At 69.9% G+C, this 14,079-nt stretch carries 10 protein-coding genes; 1 reads left to right on the forward strand and 9 read right to left on the reverse strand.

Annotated elements, in window-relative coordinates; genetic code table 11:
- The first annotated feature begins 224 nt into the window (after positions 1 to 224).
- Positions 225 to 713: a GNAT family N-acetyltransferase gene (locus HUT18_RS08545; protein WP_176099231.1), complete on the forward strand. Its 489-nt coding sequence runs from the start codon at positions 225 to 227 to the stop codon at positions 711 to 713.
- Positions 714 to 947: 234 nt separating this feature from the next.
- Here HUT18_RS08545 and obgE read toward each other — a convergent pair whose 3' ends face one another.
- From obgE to HUT18_RS08590, 9 genes are all read right to left on the reverse strand, one after another.
- A complete protein-coding gene (gene obgE, locus HUT18_RS08550; RefSeq protein ID WP_176099233.1) occupies positions 948 to 2,384 on the reverse strand; it encodes a GTPase ObgE in 1,437 nt (478 codons plus the stop codon).
- A 233-nt stretch (positions 2,385 to 2,617) separates the two neighbouring features.
- On the reverse strand, positions 2,618 to 2,872 hold the full coding sequence (gene rpmA, locus HUT18_RS08555) for a 50S ribosomal protein L27 (protein WP_040253648.1): 255 nt from the start codon (positions 2,870 to 2,872) through the stop codon (positions 2,618 to 2,620).
- A 21-nt stretch (positions 2,873 to 2,893) separates the two neighbouring features.
- Positions 2,894 to 3,214, reverse strand: a complete 321-nt coding sequence (gene rplU / locus HUT18_RS08560; protein WP_176099235.1) for a 50S ribosomal protein L21 — start codon at positions 3,212 to 3,214, stop codon at positions 2,894 to 2,896.
- A gap of 506 nt (positions 3,215 to 3,720) precedes the next feature.
- Positions 3,721 to 7,671: an Rne/Rng family ribonuclease gene (locus tag HUT18_RS08565; RefSeq protein ID WP_176099237.1), complete on the reverse strand. Its 3,951-nt coding sequence runs from the start codon at positions 7,669 to 7,671 to the stop codon at positions 3,721 to 3,723.
- Positions 7,672 to 7,907: 236 nt separating this feature from the next.
- Positions 7,908 to 8,741: a TIGR03936 family radical SAM-associated protein gene (locus HUT18_RS08570; protein ID WP_176099238.1), complete on the reverse strand. Its 834-nt coding sequence runs from the start codon at positions 8,739 to 8,741 to the stop codon at positions 7,908 to 7,910.
- Between the two features lie 336 nt (positions 8,742 to 9,077).
- Positions 9,078 to 10,577, reverse strand: a complete 1,500-nt coding sequence (locus tag HUT18_RS08575; RefSeq protein ID WP_176099239.1) for a hypothetical protein — start codon at positions 10,575 to 10,577, stop codon at positions 9,078 to 9,080.
- Positions 10,574 to 11,164, reverse strand: a complete 591-nt coding sequence (locus HUT18_RS08580) for a GNAT family N-acetyltransferase (RefSeq protein WP_176099241.1) — start codon at positions 11,162 to 11,164, stop codon at positions 10,574 to 10,576. The genes HUT18_RS08575 and HUT18_RS08580 overlap by 4 nt, the downstream gene beginning before the upstream one ends.
- A 140-nt stretch (positions 11,165 to 11,304) precedes the next feature.
- A complete protein-coding gene (locus tag HUT18_RS08585) occupies positions 11,305 to 11,787 on the reverse strand; it encodes a hypothetical protein (RefSeq protein ID WP_176099242.1) in 483 nt (160 codons plus the stop codon).
- 113 nt (positions 11,788 to 11,900) lie between these two features.
- The gene (locus tag HUT18_RS08590; RefSeq protein WP_176099244.1) at positions 11,901 to 13,784 is read right to left on the reverse strand and encodes an alpha/beta hydrolase; all 1,884 of its coding nucleotides are present in this window, start codon (positions 13,782 to 13,784) and stop codon (positions 11,901 to 11,903) included.
- Positions 13,785 to 14,079: the final 295 nt, after the last annotated feature.

Raw genomic sequence — 14,079 nt, forward strand, 5'->3', positions numbered from 1 at the left:
CGGCGCCATGTACCGGGAACCTACGGACAACAAACATCGGACGTCAATGGAGCGGTCGGACTGATTTTCCCCGTGAGAGCCGGAGTTGATCCCCAAATAGCACTTGAGACATCCAATCTGTCGCCGAAAGGGCAGGCACAACCACCCCCCACCGGGCGCCCGGCAGACGCCCCGCCGAGAAAGCCACTTGGCCCGGCGGCGGACAACAGGCAGGCTCTGTGTCCATGCACATCAGAGTTGCCACCGCCGAGGACTGGCCCGCCATCTGGCCCTTCTTCCACCGGATCGTCGCCGCGGGCGAGACCTTCACCTTCCCCACCGACCTGAACGAGGAGGACGGCGCTGGCTGGTGGATGCTGGCCCCGCCGAACCGCACCGTCGTCGCGGTCGACGAGCAGGGCACGGTGCTCGGCTCCGCCAAGATGAACCGCAACCAGGCGGGCAACGGCTCCCATGTGGCCAGCGCGAGCTACATGGTCGACCCCGAGCACGGCGGCCGCGGCGTGGGCCGTGCGCTGTGCCAGTACTCGATCGACTGGGCGCGCGAACAGGGCTACGCCGCCGTGCAGTTCAACGCGGTCGTCGAGACCAACGTCCACGCCGTACGCCTGTACCGCCGGCTCGGCTTCGAGATCGTCGGCACGGTACCGGGCGCCTTCCGGCACCCCTCCGAGGGCGACGTGGGCCTGCACGTAATGCACCTGGCCCTCTGAACGACCGCGCGACGCAACGGAAGCCGGGAACCGCAAGGGCTCCCGGCTTCCGGCGTACCGGAGGCGGGGAGCCCGTAAGCGAGGAGCCTGAAGACCGGGAGCCCGGATCCAAGGATCGCGAAGCCCGGGATCGCGAAACCCAGGACCACGAAGCCCAGGATCACCAAACCCGGGACCGCGAAACCCAGGACAGCGAATCCCAGGACCCCAAAGCCCTGGAACGAACCCCGAGGTCTAGAAGGGATCGAAGTCGTCGAACTCCCGCTCGGCCTCGTCCCGTTCGGCCTGGCGGTCCTTGCGGCGCTGGGCGGCGGGGCGGGGCGCCTCCATGCGGTGGTCCTCGCCGCGGCGGCCGAGCATCTCGGCGCCGGACATCATGGTGGGCTCCCAGTCAAAGACGACCGCGTTCTCCTCGGGGCCGATGGCGACGCCGTCCCCGGCGCGGGCACCGGCCTTGAGCAGTTCGTCCTCGACACCGAGGCGGTTCAGCCGGTCGGCGAGGTAGCCGACGGCCTCGTCGTTGTTGAAGTCGGTCTGGCGCACCCAGCGTTCGGGCTTCTCGCCGCGCACCCGGTACATCTCGTCCGCCTCGCGGGTCACCGTGAAGCCCGCGTCGTCGACCGCCTTGGGCCGGATGACGATCCGGGTCGACTCCTCCTGCGGCCTGGCCGCACGGGCCTGGGCCACCAGCTCGGCGAGCGCGAACGACAGCTCCTTGAGGCCGGTACGGGCGACCGCGGAGACCTCGAAGACCCGGTAGCCACGCGACTCCAGGTCGGGCCGCACCATCTCGGCGAGGTCCTTGCCGTCCGGTACGTCGATCTTGTTGAGGACGACCACCCGGGGCCGGTTGCCGAGGCCGCCGTACTGGGCGAGCTCCTCCTCGATGATGTCGAGGTCGGAGACCGGGTCGCGGTCGGACTCCAGGGTCGCCGTGTCGAGTACGTGGACCAGTACGCTGCACCGCTCCACGTGCCGCAGGAACTCCAGGCCGAGGCCGCGGCCCTGGCTCGCGCCGGGGATGAGGCCCGGCACGTCGGCGACGGTGTAGACGGTCGAACCGGCCGTCACGACACCGAGGTTGGGCACCAGCGTGGTGAACGGGTAGTCGGCGATCTTCGGCTTCGCCGCGGACAGCACCGAGATCAGCGAGGACTTGCCCGCGCTCGGGTATCCGACGAGCGCGACATCGGCGACCGTCTTCAGTTCGAGTACCAGGTCACGCATGTCCCCCGGCTCGCCGAGCAGCGCGAAGCCGGGCGCCTTGCGGCGGGCGGAGGCGAGCGCGGCGTTGCCCAGACCGCCCCGGCCGCCCTGGGCCGCGACGAACGTGGTGCCGTGGCCGACCAGGTCGGCGAGGACGTTGCCCTGCTTGTCGAGGACGACGGTGCCGTCCGGGACCACGAGGACCAGGTCCTGACCGTCCTTGCCGGAGCGGTTGCCGCCCTCCCCCGGCTTACCGTTGGTGGCCTTGCGGTGCGGGCCGTGGTGGTACTCGAGCAGGGTGGTCACGGACTGGTCGACGACGAGGGTGACGTCGCCGCCGCGCCCGCCGTTGCCGCCGTCGGGCCCGCCGAGCGGCTTGAACTTCTCCCGGTGCACGGAGGCACAGCCGTGGCCTCCGTTACCCGCGGCGACATGCAGCTCGACGCGGTCCACGAAGGTGGTCATGGGTGGGTGCCTCCAAAGGGGAGCGGCGTGACGCGGGAGGTGCGTCTGCCGTCAGGTTGTCTACGGTGTCACGATCACGGGGTACCGGTGGCCTGGCCGCCACCCGTGGTCATAACGCGCGAAAGGCGGACCTTCTTCCCGTACGGGATCCGTACGGGAATCAGGTCCGCCTCGCGAAAACGTGCTCCGGCCGGGGCCCGGGTGTCACCCGGGCCACTCGGTGTGCGCCTGGATCAGGCGACCGGAACGATGTTCACGACCTTGCGGCCGCGGAAGGTGCCGAACTCCACCGCACCGGGCTGCAGCGCGAACAGGGTGTCGTCGCCGCCGCGGCCGACGCCGCTGCCGGGGTGGAAGTGCGTGCCGCGCTGGCGGACCAGGATCTCACCGGCGTTCACGACCTGACCGCCGAAGCGCTTCACGCCGAGCCGCTGGGCATTCGAGTCGCGACCGTTCCGGGTGGACGATGCGCCCTTCTTGTGTGCCATGTCGGAGTCTCCCTCTGTCCCTTACTTCGCAGCCGCGGGGATCTCAGTGACCTTGATCGCCGTGTACTGCTGGCGGTGGCCCTGACGACGGCGGTAGCCGGTCTTGTTCTTGTAGCGAAGGATGTCGATCTTCGCGCCCTTGTGGTGGTCCACGACCTCGGCCTGGACCTTCACACCGGCCAGCACCCACGGGTCGCTGGTCACGGTCTCGCCGTCCACGACAAGCAGGGTCGAGAGCTCGACCGTGTCGCCGACCTGGGCGGTGGAAATCTTGTCAACCTCGACGACGTCGCCGACAGCAACCTTGTGCTGGCGACCGCCGCTGCGCACGATGGCGTACACGCGAACTCTCATTTCGCTCGGAACGGAAACCCCTGATGCCAGCCGCTCACACGGGCCGGGGCCCGATGATCCGAGAGGACGAGCGGCCTCCCCCGTCCCCTGCCGGGCTACGGCGGAGGCGGGAGGTACGTGCTCAAAGGTGCGGCGCGTAAACACGCCGAGGGTCAAGATTACGGGGCGCGCGGCGAAAGGGCAAAACGGCTCCCTGCCGACGGAACCCCGCCCACGCCCGGCACGCCCTACGGCACCCCGACGCCCCCGGTGCGACGGTGCTGCACCAGGGGCGTCGGAAGGTCACGGGCCGGACGTACGGCCTTAGGGCCTCTCGTTTGGATCTCGTCGGGGGTCGCAGGGTCTGGCACGCACATCTGCGGCGTTGTCGTCAATCACCATGGCTCCGCCATGCCTCAATCCTCCGCCTTGCAGCTGCACGCACCAGACCCCGCTCGGGTCGAACGCAAAGAACCGTCGACCACACCGACCAGATCCAAACGAAAGACCCTGGTTCAGTCCTCCGTGGAGGCGTTGACCGAACCGGTGGACTGCTCGGCGGCGACGGTCTTCTTCGTCGCCTTCTTGGCAGTCTTGGCCGCCGTCGCCTTCTTGGCGGTGGCCTTCTTCGCCGCGGTCTTCTTGGCCGCCGTCTTCTTGGTGGCGGCCTTCTTCGCGGTGGCCTTCTTGGCGGTCTTGCGCGCCGCCTTCTTGACCGGTGCCTCGGCGCCGTCCTCGGCGGACGGCTCGCCCTCGCCGGTGTCCGGCCCGGCGCCGTTCGCGGTCGGGGCGACCACGGTGACGGCTGCTTCCTCGGACCCGGCGGGCGCACTGGCGGTGCGCACCGCACGACGGCGCGTACGGGCCGGTGCGGGCTCGGCCACCGGCTCGGCGGCGACCGGCTCGGCCTCGGGGGCCGGCTCGGCAGCCTTGGGCTCGACGACGGTGACGGCCGCAGCCGCTCCCTCGTCGGCGCCCTGCGGCGAACCGGCGGGAGCGGTCACCTTGCGGGTGGCCCGGCGACGACCGCGGCCCTTGGGCGCGGCCTCGTCGGCGACCGGTGCGGCGGCCTCCGCGGACGGTGCGTGCACCGTTTGGGCCGGGGCGGCCTCGGCGACGGTCTCCGGCTGCGCGGGGGCAGCCTGCTCCGGTGCCTGTGCGGCGGGGGCCGGCTCGGCGGGCTGCTCGGCCGGGGCGCCGCGCTCCTGCTTGGCCTTCGGGGCTCCGGCGGGTGCGGAGGCCCGGCGGGTCGCGCGACGGCGGCCACGGCCACGGCCCGCCGCGGCCTCCGCCTCGGCGACGCTGCTGTAGAGCTCCTCGTCGGGACGGAACTCCGGCTCGGGCAGGGCCGCGGGCTCGGCACCCTCCGAGGTCACAGCCGCCACCTCGGCAGCGGTCTCCGCCGCCGCCGGGGTCTCGGCGGGCTGCTCGGGCTCGTGGTGGGTGTGCTCCTGCGCGTGGTCGGCGCCGCCGCGGCCGCGCCGCTTGCGCTTGCCGCCGCCACCGCCGGAGGTCGCGGGCTGTTCCATGTGGACGATGACGCCGCGGCCGTTGCAGTGGACGCAGGTCTCGGAGAAGGACTCCAGCAGGCCCTGACCGACCCGCTTACGGGTCATCTGGACCAGGCCGAGCGAGGTCACCTCGGCGACCTGGTGCTTCGTACGGTCCCGTCCGAGGCATTCGAGCAGGCGGCGCAGGACCAGGTCCCGGTTCGACTCCAGGACCATGTCGATGAAGTCGATGACCACGATGCCGCCGAGGTCGCGCAGCCTGAGCTGGCGCACGATCTCCTCGGCCGCCTCCAGGTTGTTCCGGGTGACGGTCTCCTCGAGGTTGCCGCCCTGGCCGGTGAACTTGCCGGTGTTGACGTCGACCACGACCATGGCCTCGGTCTTGTCGATCACCAGCGAACCGCCCGAGGGCAGCCAGACCTTGCGGTCCAGGGCCTTCATGAGCTGCTCGTCGATCCGGTGCGTGGCGAAGACGTCGGTCTCCGAGGTCCACTTGCTCAGCCGGTCCACGAGGTCGGGGGCGACGTGCGAGACGTAGCCGTGGATCGTCTCCCAGGCCTCCTCGCCGCTGACGACGACCTTGGTGAAGTCCTCGTTGAAGATGTCGCGCACCACGCGGACGGTCATGTCCGGCTCGCCGTACAGCAGCGTCGGGGCGCTGGAGGAGCCGCCCTTGGCCTTCTTCTGGATGTCGGCCCACTGCGACTGGAGGCGCTCCACGTCGCGGCGCAGCTCGTCCTCGCTGGCTCCCTCGGCGGCGGTGCGCACGATGACGCCCGCGTCCTCGGGGACGATCTTCTTGAGGATGGTCTTCAGCCGGGCCCGCTCGGTGTCGGGCAGCTTGCGGCTGATACCCGTCATCGAGCCCTCGGGCACGTAGACGAGGTAGCGGCCGGGCAGCGAGACCTGGCTGGTCAGGCGGGCGCCCTTGTGACCGATCGGGTCCTTGGTGACCTGCACGAGCACGGACTGGCCGGACTTCAGGGCGGACTCGATACGGCGCGGTCCGCCGGACAGGCCGAGCGCCTCGAAGTTGACCTCGCCCGCGTACAGGACGGCGTTGCGGCCCTTGCCGATGTCGATGAAGGCGGCCTCCATCGAGGGCAGGACGTTCTGCACCTTGCCGAGGTAGACGTTGCCGACGTACGAGGTCGACTGCTCCTTGTTGACGTAGTGCTCGACGAGCACGTCGTCCTCGAGGATGCCGATCTGGGTGCGCTCGCCGCTCTGGCGTACGACCATCACGCGCTCGACGGCCTCGCGGCGGGCGAGGAACTCCGCCTCGGTGATGATCGGCACCCGGCGGCGGCCCTGCTCGCGTCCCTCGCGGCGGCGCTGCTTCTTGGCCTCCAGACGGGTCGAGCCCTTGATGGACTGAACCTCGTCGGGCCCGGTGCCCGGTTCGTCCTTGGCGCGCCGCTCGCGCGGCTCGCGGACCTTGACCACGGTGCGCTCGGGGTCGCCGTCGCCCGGTGCGGCGGCGTCGGAACCGTCCCCGGCGCGGCGGCGACGACGCCGACGGCGCCGACTGCTGCTGCTTCCGGAGGAGGCGTAGTCGTCGTCGTGCTCGTCCTGCTCGTCCTCGGCGCTCTCGTCCGACTCCGCGCCGGACTCCTCACCGTCGGCGCCGGACTCCTCGCCCTCGCCGTGCTCGCCGTTCTCGGCGGCCTCACCACGACGGCGACGACGTCCACCACGGCGACGGCGACGGCGCGAACCGGCCTCGCCGCCGTCCTCGCCCTCGTCGGCGGACTCGGCGTCCTGTGCTTCCTCGGTCCGCTCCTCGGTCGCCGCCTGTTCGGCAGCGGCCTCGGGCTCGCGGGCGCTCTCGCCCTCCGCGGCCGGGCTCAGACCCGCGGAGACGGCACGGCGACGTCGGCGGCGGCGCGAGGAGGTGCTGTCGGCCTCCAAGGACTCCGGCTCGTGCTCGGCCTCCGGCTCCTGCTCCGGTTCTTCGTCCCCGGCGGCCTCGGCAGCGGCCTGGGCGGCCGCGCGCTCGGGCGTCTGGAACATCGGTTCGGTGAAGACCGGGGCCTGGAAGACGGCGACGGCGGGCCGGGCCGGGCGGCCCTCGGCCTCGTCCGCGCCATCGGCCTCGCGCGCGGCGATCTTACGGGTGGGCTCGGAGAACCCGGCGGCGGCCTTGCGCGTGGCACGACGACGGCGACGCGGCGCGGCCTCCTCGGCCGGGGCCTGCGACTCGTCCGCCTGCGCGGCGGCGGGTGCGGCGGCTTCCTGGGCGACGGTCGCCGAGGCGGCGACAACATCCGGGACCTGGGTGGTCTCGGCGCCGGGCACCTCGCTCGCGGCGGCCAGAGCCTCGGTGTCGAGGGCCGCGACCGGGGCCTCGCCCTCCACCGGGGCCGGGGCGCTGACCTTGCGGGTCGCACGGCGACGGCGGCGCGGCGCGGCCTCCTGGACCGGCTCGGCCTCGGCCGCAGCGGCGGGCTCGGGTTCGGGTTCGGCGGCCGCGGGGGCGACTGCCGCTTCGGCGACGGGCTCGACGGTGACGGCCTCGTCGCTCTTGGCCGATCCGCTCTTCGGCGCTCCGGCCGGGGCGGAAGCGCGGCGCGTGGCACGGCGGCGGCGGGCCGGGGGCGCGGCCTCGGCGGCGGGCTCCTCGGCGGGAGCGGCCTGCTCGTCGGTGGTGGGTGCGGTGGTGGCGGAGGTCACGGCGGCTTCGCCGGTGCCTTCCGTCACGTCGGTCTCTTCGGCCGTCACATCGGTCTCTTCGACCTCGTCGGCCTCGACGTCCGCTGCGGGCGCGGCACCGCCGCGTACGGCGGCGGTACCGGCCGCGGTGTCCGCCGACGCGGTGGCGTCAGCGGTCTCGGCGGCGGGCGGACCCGCGGGCCGGGAGGCCGCGCGGCGCCTACGGCGCGGCGGCAGGGTGTCGCTGGGTGAGTTGTTCTCTGGTCCCTCGGAGGATTCCGTGGGCTCGGTCGGCTCAAGCATCCGGGCAGTTCTCCCGTCAGGCTCCCGGGCGCCGCGCCTGGTCCGGTGACGTCCGCGGCTCGCGCCTCATGCGCGGTGCCGCCGTCCGGGGCGCGTGCGCCGCACGGGAGCTCATCCGTGTCGTTCTCGCCGGTTCCGGTACGCCATGTACGTACGGCCTGGCGAAAGTCTCCTGGTCAGAGCGCTGCCCGACCCAGGTGGCTCCCGAGTACGAGGGCTGCGCCACGACGACTCCCTTACGCGGTACCTTCCGTCGCGGCCGCGGCGGCAGCGTCCCCACGCATAACGGCTGGGGTCGTGTCTGCCTCGCGGTCAGGCGCGAGCGGGTCGGTCACCGTGCCGTTCTCCTCATCGAACAGCCCCTGCGCCAGCCTGGTCACCGCTGCGGGGACCGGCGGCGCCAGGTCGGCCACAGCTCGGAGACCGGACAGGACGTCGTCGGGTCGTACGGCAGGCGTCACGTGCCGAACAACCAGCCGCAGTATCGCACAGGGCTGCTCGGCGGGCCCATCAGCCATGAGGTTTGTGCTGCTGGTGGGGCTCGTGGCGGCCCCGGCCGCCTCCGCACCCTCGAACGGTGCGCTCACCGCGAGGTCCGCCACGGCGGCCCGGGTGTCGAAGGTCCGCATACCGTTCTTCGTCCGGCGCTGCACCTCTACACTCCCGGCCGCGAGGAACGCCTCCACGGCGGTTCGCGCCGCCGACGGCTCGACACCGGCCAGGCGCAGCTCCCATACGGAGGCGGTCAGCCGGTCCGCGAAGGAGGAGGTGTGCGCCTCGACCGCGTCGACGATGTCGAGGCCCGGGGGCAGCGACTCGTCGAGCAGAGTGCGCAAAGTGCCCGGGTCGCGCGGCTTGGTGAGCGCGATCTCCAGGTACTCGGCCTCGCTGCCGGTGCCGGTGGGTGCGGCATTGGCGTACGAGACCTTGGGGTGCGGAGTGAAGCCCGCCGAGTACGCCATGGGCACCTCGGCGCGGCGCAGGGCCCGCTCGAAGGCACGCTGGAAGTCACGGTGGCTGGTGAACCGGAGGCGGCCGCGCTTGGTGTAGCGCAGACGGATGCGCTGCACCGCGGGAGCGGGCGGCGGGCCTACGGGCTGTCGCTTGCCCAGTGGTTCTTCTCCTTGTTCCACAGGCGTACGCCGACGCCTGACCCGCCGGGGCGGGGCTTCCTGCGGACGGCACCCGAAGGGGCACCGCCGTCCGGTTCGGCTCCCTCGCTCCCCCACGGCTCCGCGTGGGCGAGGCGTGCTCCGTTCCGGACAGTGTCTTGAGTCTTCAAGGGTACGCGCCCGATCGGCTCGGGGTCCGGGGGTGTGGACAGTGGCAGTGGGCCAGGGGGCGGGCCCGGCCACTGTTCCCGTCCGGTCCGCTGCGCTGTCCCTATTCCCTGTCCCCTGGCGAACTCAGCGCTTGTGCAGCCGTACCGCTTCGGGCTCCGGCCCCGGCCCCGGCCCTGGCCGCGGATCGCCGTACCCGTTCTCGGCGCCGGACAGGAAGGGCGACGTGACGCGCTGCTCGTGCAGGGGGATGGAGGCGGGCTGCTCCATGGGCGGTGGGCTCGGCTCCGCGCGGTCGCCGAAGAGCATGCGGCGCACCTCGGCCCGGGCCTGGCGCGCGCTCTGCCGGGCGGTGGCCCACGCCTCGCGTACGCCTCCGGCGACCTGGCGGGCCGCACGTGCCGTGGGCCGCCAGACGGCATCGCGTACGACATGGCCCACCGGAGTGAGCACGGAGCGGTACACCCAGCGCACCGGCTCCACGAACACCAGCCGCAGCACCCGCCACAGGAAGCGTCCGACGGCGCGCGAGATATGGCCGGCCACCCGCCAGGCGTGCCCGAAGGCCGCGCCGATCTCCCGGGCGACCACGAGCAGGGCCCGGCCCACGGGACGCAGTACCCAGCGCCACAACGCGACGAACGGCAGCACGAAGATCCAGCGCAGCAGGGTGCCGATGCCGCGCACCAGTCCGGTCACCGCCCAGCCGATGGCACGCCCCACCGGCGCGAGCACGCGCTGCCACAACCAGGCGCCCGCGACGGCCAGTGCCGCACCGACCGGGACCAGGAGGTAGCGCCACAGTCCCACCCACGGCCAGACGAACACGGCCTTCGCCAGCCACACCACGGCGGCGGCAAGTCCGAGGCCGAGCAAGCGGATCGCGTGGCCGAGTGGGGTCAGGACGCGGGCGTACAGCCAGCCGAGCGGGATGACGACGAGGGTGCGGCCGAGCCACGACAGCCCCTGTCCGAGGGCGCGCAGCAGACGGACGGTGCCGTGTCCGAGCGGGGTGAGCAGGCTCCGGTACAGCCAGGTCAGCGGGACCACGATCAGGGTCCGGCCGAGCCATCCGAGCCCCCGGCCGAGCGGAACGACGACGTAGCGCCACAGCCCCACCCAAGGCCACACGAACACCGCCTTCGCCAGCCACACCACGGCGACGGCAACACCGGACGCGGCCTTGCCGAGCAGCATGCCGATCCCCCGTCCGAGCCATCCGAGACCGTGCCCGAACGGGGTGAGCACCCGCGCATACAGCCAGGTCAGCGGAATCACGACGAGCGTACGGCCGAGCCAGCGCAGCGGAACGACGACAAGGGTCCGACCGACCCAGGACAGCGCCCGGCCCGCCGGACGCAGCACATGGTCGCGCACCAGCCGCCCGCCCGCGACGAACAGATCCCAGACCATCCGTACGGGGACGACCAGGACGAGCACCACGATCCGCACGGGAATCCGGATCGCGACCGTGAGACAGCCTTCGCCGCCCGTCGAGGCGGCGTGGGCTCCGCCGTGCCGGGTGTCGGGCAACTGCCCTGCCCCGGTGGGCGGGAAGCGCTCGTCCGCAGCGGTCGACGGCTTCTCGTACGGCCCGGCCGGGTCGTCGGCTCCATGGGTGCTCATGACTGTGAGGACGCCTCAACTCCCGGTGCGGATCCCGTACCTCCGGTCTTTGTGGCATTCGCGGTGCCGATCCAGTACCGCAGGCTGTTGCCCCGCCGGTCCTCCAGAACGCCGCCACACTTCTCTATGACCTTGCGCGAGGCCGTGTTGGACCGGTCGCATGTGAGCAGTGCGGGGTCGACGCCGAGTCGACCGGCGAACGGCAGCGCGGCGCGCAACATGGCCGTCGCGTGCCCGCGCCCACGGGCACCGGCGTTGACCGCTGCGCCGATGTGGCCGCCGAAGTCGAGGAGTTGAGGGGTCAGCCGGTGACGGATGAACAGGGTGCCAAGGTGGGTGTCGCCCTCGGTCCACCACAGCACCGTCGCGGGTACTGGCATCTCCGGCGGCAGTTGGTCGCCGCGCGCCCATGCGCGCATCTCGGCCACGAACCGGGCAAACCCCTCGGACTCCTGCCAGCCGCCCGCGTGCCGGTCCAGCACTCCGGCCATCAGGGGGCCGACGGGCCGGGGGCCGGCGGTCTGTTCGGCCACCGCCGCCAAGTAGGAGCGGTGGAACCGTAGGTGAGGGGGTTCGAGTCGAGGCATGGCTTCATCCTGGCCGGACATGGCGGGGCCCGGCCAGGATGAGCAGCCGACGGGCTCAAGTCGATGGCGGACGAAGGGTGTTCAGGGTTTTCGACCAGCGGCCGGATACACCGGCGACTCGTACGGCTCCGCGCGCTGCCTCAGCCCCCGCTCGGCGGCGATGCGAGGATCGGTTTCTCGGAGGACCAGAAGTCGGAGTGCACGTTGGGCTCCGGGACCGGGTGATCGTAATCGGGCCCCTTCGGAGGGGTGGTCGGGTCGGCCACCGTCGACTTCCTGGCACACGGCGAGTCGACGGAGAGCACCACCTGCCCGGCCTTCACCACGAGGAGGGTGATACCGAATCCGTCCGCCGACTGAGCGAACACGGCAGGAAACTTCTGGCTTTTGTTGACCGATTTGATCCGGTAACCGCTCTTCTCCCAGAACCTCTGCACCACACCGATGAAGCTACCTCGCCTTTCTTGCGAAACGATAGTCATCACCGTGCGCTCCCTGGATATGTCGCATTCACCTTCGGAGGCACCGCTGTGAGTCCAGTTGACTTCCGGCTTGATGGCATTCAGCGTGGCGTCGAGCATAGCGTCCGCTCGTTCTGCCGCCTCTTGCATGGTCAAATTCACGGTGGGCCCTCCGTGCTTACCCGCTGGGGATTCGCGTTGCCCGCCAGAGAATCCGCAACCAGCGAGAAGGCAACCCAGCAGGACAACAGTTCCGGCAAATCGAGAGTGCACGTTCATCGGGGACGATCCGTAGTTATTTCCTCAGGAATTCCGGCAACGATACGTGCGATGTTATCGGCGGACTCCTTGTCTTTTTCCGGATTGAAGTAGTTCGAGTGGGCGGGCGTGGGATCATCTGCGTCCCTGAGCGCTGGCGGGCCATCGTCCACAAGAAACCGGTGAGCTCCGAAATCCTTGCTGGCGGGGTCCGTGCCGAACCATCGTAGGTCAGGGTCACCATTCTGAATGAAGCCGAATGTTCCACCGGTGACACCTCCTATAACGCTCCCCACGAAGCCGCCGACGCTGCCAGGGCCGCCAGAGGCATTTCCGCGACCAATACCCGCATGGAGCGCACCATCCAGCATTCCGGATGCCTGTTCATGACTGGGCAGCTTCGTGACGGGATCATTCTCGGCTGCCCCAACGAAGACATGGTCTTTGCCCACGTTCAAGTCCGCGGCCTTGTCCGCTCCTGTCCCGGGACTACCGACTAGAACAATGTCGTCGACTCCAGGGATACCACCGTCCAGCTGAGCCGCTTGCCCGACAGTGAACGATCCATAGGAGTGCCCGACTGCAGTGATGTGAGGATCGGCGTGTTCATTCGTGGCGGAAATACCGGCCATAAAATCGTTGTAGGAGGCCGCTCCGGCTTTCGCATCGTCCGCAAACATCACGTCAAAGCCCTGCGGTGCATCATAACCGAGCCATACGATGGAGGCACTTGACGCATCGTACTGCTGCGCCCCCTTCGCCGTGTCAGCGGCCCTACGTAAATCCCCCGTGGCAAACGATTCGTCAAGGGCTGTTCCCAGGCCGGGGACATACGCAGACACGTTGGCGGCAGCGTCGGGGTTTCCGTAGCTGACGATAGCCCGGCCGTTACCCTGGTCGCCGATACCCAGAAGATAGGGCTGAGGATACTTCGGATCCGGGTGCTCCAAGCTGCTTTGTATCTTTTCCAGCCCAGCCAACATTGTCTTCGACTTCTCGTCGTCGCGCCCGTCCAACTTCCCGATAAGCACTTGAATGTTTTCTCGGTTCGCCTCATCACGAGCCACAGCAGGGATCCCATCCATATTTCCGATCACTTCAGGAAACGTCGCGATATACTCCTCCTGCTGCTCGCTGCTGAGTTGATCCCACCACTCCTTGCGCTCTGCGGGCGTCTTATCCATCGGAAGCTTCTTGCCTGCCGTATCGCTCACAGCATCGATGTCTGACGCCACGTTCGCCCAGGTTTCGGAGTCGACCCTCAGCCCCGGGGCAGCCTTGAGCTTTTGGAAAGTTTCACTGTAGCGATCATCAATCTCCTGGGCTTCGCGCACAGCGTGGGCGAGGCGGTCTGCGATGCCCTGCGCCTTTGCACGATGCGGGTTTGGGCTCTTCAGGGCTGGAGCACCCGAACTCAGGCTGGGGTCGTACTTGCCATCGGCATCGAGATTCGGCTGATCGAGCATGCCGTTGTTTCCCACTACGGAGCCGCCAGGGATCTCGTCGCCAGTCAGCTCATTCTTACCGCCAGCCGGGTAGTCGATACTGCCGTTGTCACGCACGCTATATCCGAGAGAGGCGGCATCAGCGAGAGCATCGCGTAAGCGACGCTGCGGCGCGCCGAGCTCCGTGGCGAAGGCGTCCAAGGTGCCTCGGATGAGCCCGGTCTCAGTGTGGATGTAGTGGTAGTTCTCGCTTAGTCGCTTCAGTCTCTTGACCGCTGCTCTGGCAGACTCACTGTGCTGGGTCTTGGAGAGCTTGCCGCTCATGTCACCGTCGACGCGCTGACGCGCGTGATCGGCGAACTTGGAGGCGGCGCCCCAACCATCGGCAGCATCGGTCAATTCCAACAGCCTGAGATCACGAAGCTGCTGCCATGTCAGCGCGGACGCTGTGGCCATCGCCTACTCGCCCCTCCTCGTCCCCGGCACCGTAACCGTCTTGGCCTTGTCCCCGACCTGGATATCCACTTCGCCGAGGTCAACAGCCACCTTCCGTAGCTTGGGCTCCAAGGAACTGCATTCCTCACGTACACGTCCGAGTCGGTCATCCCAAGAGGTGAGTACGGACTTGAGTACGCCAAGGCTGGAAAGGCCCCCCAGACCGCCACCAGTGCCTTCGTGAGCGCTGCGCAGCTCAACCTTCGCGGTAATCGTGCTGGTCTGAAGTTCGTCGGCCGTGGTAGCCGCCCTTGTC

The sequence above is a fragment of the Streptomyces sp. NA04227 genome (assembly GCF_013364195.1).
Taxonomy (GTDB): Bacteria; Actinomycetota; Actinomycetes; order Streptomycetales; family Streptomycetaceae; genus Streptomyces.

Bases quoted from the DNA above. Each gene is read 5' to 3' on its own strand.
- HUT18_RS08580 (WP_176099241.1), bottom strand. From the start codon at position 11,164: ATGCCTCGACTCGAACCCCCTCACCTACGGTTCCACCGCTCCTACTTG.
- HUT18_RS08565 (WP_176099237.1), bottom strand. From the start codon at position 7,671: ATGCTTGAGCCGACCGAGCCCACGGAATCCTCCGAGGGACCAGAGAAC.
- rpmA (WP_040253648.1), bottom strand. From the start codon at position 2,872: ATGGCACACAAGAAGGGCGCATCGTCCACCCGGAACGGTCGCGACTCG.
- HUT18_RS08590 (WP_176099244.1), bottom strand. From the start codon at position 13,784: ATGGCCACAGCGTCCGCGCTGACATGGCAGCAGCTTCGTGATCTCAGG.
- obgE (WP_176099233.1), bottom strand. From the start codon at position 2,384: ATGACCACCTTCGTGGACCGCGTCGAGCTGCATGTCGCCGCGGGTAAC.
- HUT18_RS08575 (WP_176099239.1), bottom strand. From the start codon at position 10,577: ATGAGCACCCATGGAGCCGACGACCCGGCCGGGCCGTACGAGAAGCCG.
- HUT18_RS08545 (WP_176099231.1), top strand. From the start codon at position 225: ATGCACATCAGAGTTGCCACCGCCGAGGACTGGCCCGCCATCTGGCCC.